Below are 4,807 nucleotides of genomic sequence, written 5' to 3' on the forward strand. Positions count from 1 at the left end.
GATTTGGAGGTCACATAGTTTCAGGCCATATTGATGGCATGGGGAAAATTGAAAAAATACGACAAGATGACAATGCCTATTGGTACAAGATAACTGCTAGCAGTGAGATTATAAATTGTATTGTAATGAAGGGCTCTATAACAATTGACGGAATAAGCCTTACTGTGGCAGGTCTTGATGATACAAGCTTTAGCGTGTCAATTATCCCTCATACAAGAGCCAACACAGTCTTGGCTAATAGAAAAGTCGGAGATTTGGTGAATTTGGAAAATGACATTGTAGGAAAGTATATTCAGAGATTTTGTGCAGGAGCTAGATTAGATGCTGGCGCAGATAATGGCAGTGGAAGCAAAAAGATAAGCGAGACGGGCCTAAGTATGGAGATGCTTGCTATGAATGGATTTTTATAAGGGAGAGATACATTTTTATTAATAAATGGGATTTAGGAAAGGAAGGATACTATGGAATTTAATTACAACACAGTGGAGGAAGCTCTTGAGGCTTTAAGAAATGGTGAAGTTATCATGGTTTCAGATGATGAGACAAGAGAGAATGAGGGCGATTTTATATGCGCTGCTGAGTTTGCAACAACTGAAAATGTAAACTTTATGGCATCGGTTGCAAAAGGCCTTATATGTATGCCGATGTCTGCAAGTTACTGTGAAAAGTTAGAGTTCCCTCAGATGGTTACAACAAACACAGATAACCACGGCACTGCCTTTACGGTATCCATAGATCATGTGGATACAACAACAGGAATTTCCGCTAAGGAGAGAGGTTTCACAGCTAGAGCAGTGGTAAGTGAGGATGCTAAGCCTAGTGACTTTAGAAGACCGGGCCACATGTTCCCGTTACTTGCAAGACCTAATGGAGTTCTTGAAAGAAATGGACATACTGAGGCAACTGTGGATTTGTGTAGACTTGCTGGCTTAAAGGAGGTTGGTCTTTGCTGTGAAATCATGAAGGATGATGGAACAATGATGAGAACACCAGACCTTATTGAGTTGGCTAAAAAGTACAATTTAAAGTACATCACAATTAAGGCTCTTCAGGAATACAGAAAGCATCATGAAAAGCTTGTGGAGTGTGTGGCTGTTACTAAAATGCCTACAAAGTATGGTGAGTTTATGGCTCATTGCTACGTAGATAAAATCAGTGGCGAACACCATGTAGCCTTGGTTAAGGGCGAGGTTGGAGATGGTAAGGATTTACTTTGCCGTGTCCATTCTGAGTGCTTAACAGGTGATGCATTTGGCTCAATGAAATGTGACTGCGGACAGCAGTTTGCAGCGGCTATGACAAGTATTGATGCTGAAGGCAGAGGCGTACTTTTATACATGAGACAGGAAGGCCGTGGCATTGGCCTTGTAAATAAGCTAAAGGCCTACGCTCTACAAGATCAGGGCATGGATACACTTGATGCTAACTTAGCTCTTGGTTTCCCAGGAGATATGCGTGAATACTACATTGGTGCGCAGATTTTAAAAGATTTAGGAGCTAAGAGCCTTAGACTCCTTACAAATAATCCAGATAAGGTTTACCAGCTTGAGGATTTCGACCTTGAAATCAAGGAAAGAGTACCAATTCAGATGAATCCTACAGCTTATGACTTGTTCTATTTAAAGACAAAGAAGACAAGAATGGGACATATCCTAAATTTTAGACAGGAATAGTGGGAGTTATTTCATTTTAAAGAGAGTATTAATAAAATATAAGAATAAAGGAGACAAAGAAAATGAGAGTTTTAGAAGGAAAATTAGTTGATGAGAAGGTAAATGGTAAGGGTATTAAGGTGGCAATCGTTGCTGCAAGATTTAACGAGTTTATCGTTAGCAAGTTAATTTCAGGGGCTGAGGATGGCTTGCTTCGTCACAATGTAAGCGAAGAGGACATTGATTTAGCTTGGGTTCCAGGTGCATTTGAAATTCCTGTAGCTTGCAAGAAGTTAGCAGCTACTGGTCGTTACGATGCTGTAATTGCCCTTGGTGCTGTAATTCGTGGAGCCACAAGCCACTATGATTACGTTTGTGCTGAAGTATCTAAGGGTGTTGCAAATGTATCGCTAGAGGCAGGTATTCCAGTAATGTTTGGCGTTCTTACAACAGATACTATTGAGCAGGCAATTGAAAGAGCAGGTACTAAGGCTGGAAATAAGGGCTATGAATGTGCTGAAGGTGCTATTGAAATGGTAAATCTTTTTAGAAATGTAGGCTAAAGGTTAAATATTAGATTAGAATTAGACTTTAACTCAGTCGGAGTACAAGCTCCGACTGAGATTTTTTATTTATTTGACAATGTAGTATTGTTTTTTTAATCTTCTATTTGTATAATAAGATTAGTAAAAATTATTAACAAGCTAATTTAACTAGTTTGTGAAAATACGTGATTGGACAACTTGATATACTTAACTTGATAATGGTGTAATTAGGTATCAGGGGAGGATATATGATACTTATTTACCATAGCAACTTATAGGTTTGAATAATGAGGATAATACTATGGAAAATAAGTTAATAACAAAGGTCGCAACGGTAATCCTAACCACCATCAATGTAGGATTGTTTGCGTTTGTGTGGATAGAATATTATAACAAATTTGCCTTCCAGAAGTTTAGGGACTACGGAATGGTGGCATTTATAATCTTGTTTTACATTTGCTACAGATATTTGGCTAAGCTTTATAGGGCTTATGATTTTGCGTCAAATTCTATATGGGAAACGACGCTATCACAGTTTATAAGCCTGTCGCTATCAGATTTGCTAGCTTACGTGCTTGCCTGTATTATCGCAAATTACTACGTTAGCTTCGTGCCTGGCCTTATAATTTACATTTTACAGCTAAGCGTTAGCTTGACTATTGTTTTCATAACTAAGAAACTGCTTATTGTCTTGATTTCACCATTAGAGACTTTGGTGATTTATGGCGCTAACATATCAGAAGATGAGGTAGTGGACTTTACAAGTAAGCTTTTAAGAAAGTATTCTCACATGTTTAAGATTGGTAAGATTGTTAATGAAAATGATTCTCTTATCAAAACTAGAATGAAATCCGTTAAGCGCGTTATATTTGTAGGCATTACTAGAAATAAGCGAAACGAGTTTATAAAGTTTTGCGTTGAAACTAATCAGTCTTTTTATTTTGTGCCGGATATTGAGGACTTGCTCATTAGAAATTGCGAGATCAAAAATTTCATCGACACACCAATTATGCACTACAATCCAATTGCGGATAAAAGGGCATTATATGCGGTTAAGCGAGTGTTTGACTTAGTAGTTTCCTTTATACTTTTAGTTTTATTTAGCCCAGTTATGCTTGTGACTGCCATTGCTATAAAGCTAGATGATGGAGGCCCGGTTTTCTTTAAGCAAGAGCGAGAGACCCTTAATGGAAGAGTCTTTAAGGTGCTTAAGTTTAGAAGTATGAGAGCTGATAATAATGAAAATGGATTTAGGCCGGCAGTTAAAGACGATACAAGAATAACTCGTGTAGGTAGGAAGATTAGAAGAAATAGAATTGATGAGTTACCTCAGCTTTTTAATGTATTAATCGGACAAATGAGCTTGGTAGGTCCAAGACCTGAACCTGCATTACTAGTATCAGATTATGAAAAAAAATTACCGGAATTTAAATATAGAAAAAGAGTTAAAGGTGGCATAACAGGTTATGCCCAAGTTTATGGAAAGTATAACACAAGCCCAGAGGATAAGCTGAAACTGGACTTAATTTATATTGAAGATATGAGCTTTATTTTGGATATTAAGCTGATTTTACTCACTGTAAAAACAGTCTTTATTCCAGAGGCAAGTGAGGGATTTGCAAAGAAGAAAAATGAAATACTTAGAGAGGCAGAAAAAATTATAAGTTAGGTGGGGATTTGATGAAGAGGGTTATGATGCTGACAACTACTGTTTATATGCAGGAGAAGTTTAACAAGGACAATATCTTAATCTTAAAAAAACTTGGATATGAAGTTGATGTAGTTGCCAATTTTACAAGTTCAGGTGCGCTATCTGAGGAAGCTGCCAAGGACTTTAAAGAATGGCTGGTCAGCAATCAATGTCGCTTTTATTCAATTGATATCTCTAGAAGTCCCTATAATTTTTTTCAAAATTTAAGAAGTAAAAAGCAACTAGAACAACTAGTTAAAGATAATAATTATAGCTTTATTCATTGTCACAATCCCATGGGCGGGGTTTTGGCAAGATTAGTTGCAAGAAAGTATAAAGTAAAAGTTATCTATACAGCTCATGGCTTTCATTTTTATGAGGGAGCGCCAATAAAGAACTGGCTTTTTTATTATCCCGTTGAGAAGTTCTTAAGCCGCTTTACAGACATTTTAATTACCATTAATAGGGAAGATTATTTAAGAGCTAAAATAAAGTTTCATGCAAGAAAATATGTCTATATTCCAGGAGTTGGTGTGGATAAGGATAGGATTAATAGAACTTTTGTTGATATTTTTAAGAAAAAACAAGAGTTAAATATAGGAGATAAATTTGTATTTTTAGCAGTTGGAGAGCTGCAAAGAATAAAAAATCATCAATTGATTATAGATGCTGTAAAAGAGTTAAAGATGGAAAACTGGGAAGGGTTTGAAAATTGTATCTTTTTGATTTCTGGTAGAGGAAAGCTTTTTAAAGTTTACGAGGAATTTATTAGAAAAGAAGGGCTTTCTGAAAATGTTTACTTACTAGGTTATAGAGACGACGTGTATGAACTTTTAAAAATCTCAGATTGCTTTATCCATCCATCTATTCGAGAAGGTCTTGGCATTGCACCACTTGAAGCTATGACAGCAGGTCTTCCA

At 36.6% G+C, this 4,807-nt stretch carries 4 protein-coding genes and 1 pseudogene; all 5 read left to right on the plus strand.

The window, feature by feature from the left end; translation table 11 throughout:
- Window positions 1-410: pseudogene (locus QVA17_RS12205) on the plus strand (riboflavin synthase); the annotation flags it as partial.
- Window positions 411-461: 51 nt separating this feature from the next.
- Window positions 462-1,673, plus strand: a complete 1,212-nt coding sequence (locus QVA17_RS12210) for a bifunctional 3,4-dihydroxy-2-butanone-4-phosphate synthase/GTP cyclohydrolase II (protein WP_287389248.1) — start codon at window positions 462-464, stop codon at window positions 1,671-1,673.
- Window positions 1,674-1,735: 62 nt separating this feature from the next.
- Window positions 1,736-2,215, plus strand: coding sequence for a 6,7-dimethyl-8-ribityllumazine synthase (gene ribH, locus QVA17_RS12215; protein ID WP_287389249.1), 480 nt, complete (start codon window positions 1,736-1,738; stop codon window positions 2,213-2,215).
- A gap of 283 nt (window positions 2,216-2,498) precedes the next feature.
- Entirely contained in the window at window positions 2,499-3,866 is a 1,368-nt protein-coding gene (locus QVA17_RS12220) for an exopolysaccharide biosynthesis polyprenyl glycosylphosphotransferase (RefSeq protein ID WP_287389252.1), read from the plus strand.
- A gap of 11 nt (window positions 3,867-3,877) precedes the next feature.
- Window positions 3,878-4,807: glycosyltransferase (locus tag QVA17_RS12225; RefSeq protein ID WP_287389254.1), on the plus strand; the 930-nt coding region annotated here is incomplete at its 3' end.

Source organism: Lachnospira sp., assembly GCF_016290755.1.
GTDB classification, from domain to species: Bacteria; Bacillota; Clostridia; order Lachnospirales; family Lachnospiraceae; genus Lachnospira; species Lachnospira multipara.

What these genes read in the sequence shown, in the direction of transcription:
- QVA17_RS12210 (WP_287389248.1), top strand. Translation starts at nt 462, where the DNA reads ATGGAATTTAATTACAACACAGTGGAGGAAGCTCTTGAGGCTTTAAGA.
- ribH (WP_287389249.1), top strand. Translation starts at nt 1,736, where the DNA reads ATGAGAGTTTTAGAAGGAAAATTAGTTGATGAGAAGGTAAATGGTAAG.
- QVA17_RS12220 (WP_287389252.1), top strand. Translation starts at nt 2,499, where the DNA reads ATGGAAAATAAGTTAATAACAAAGGTCGCAACGGTAATCCTAACCACC.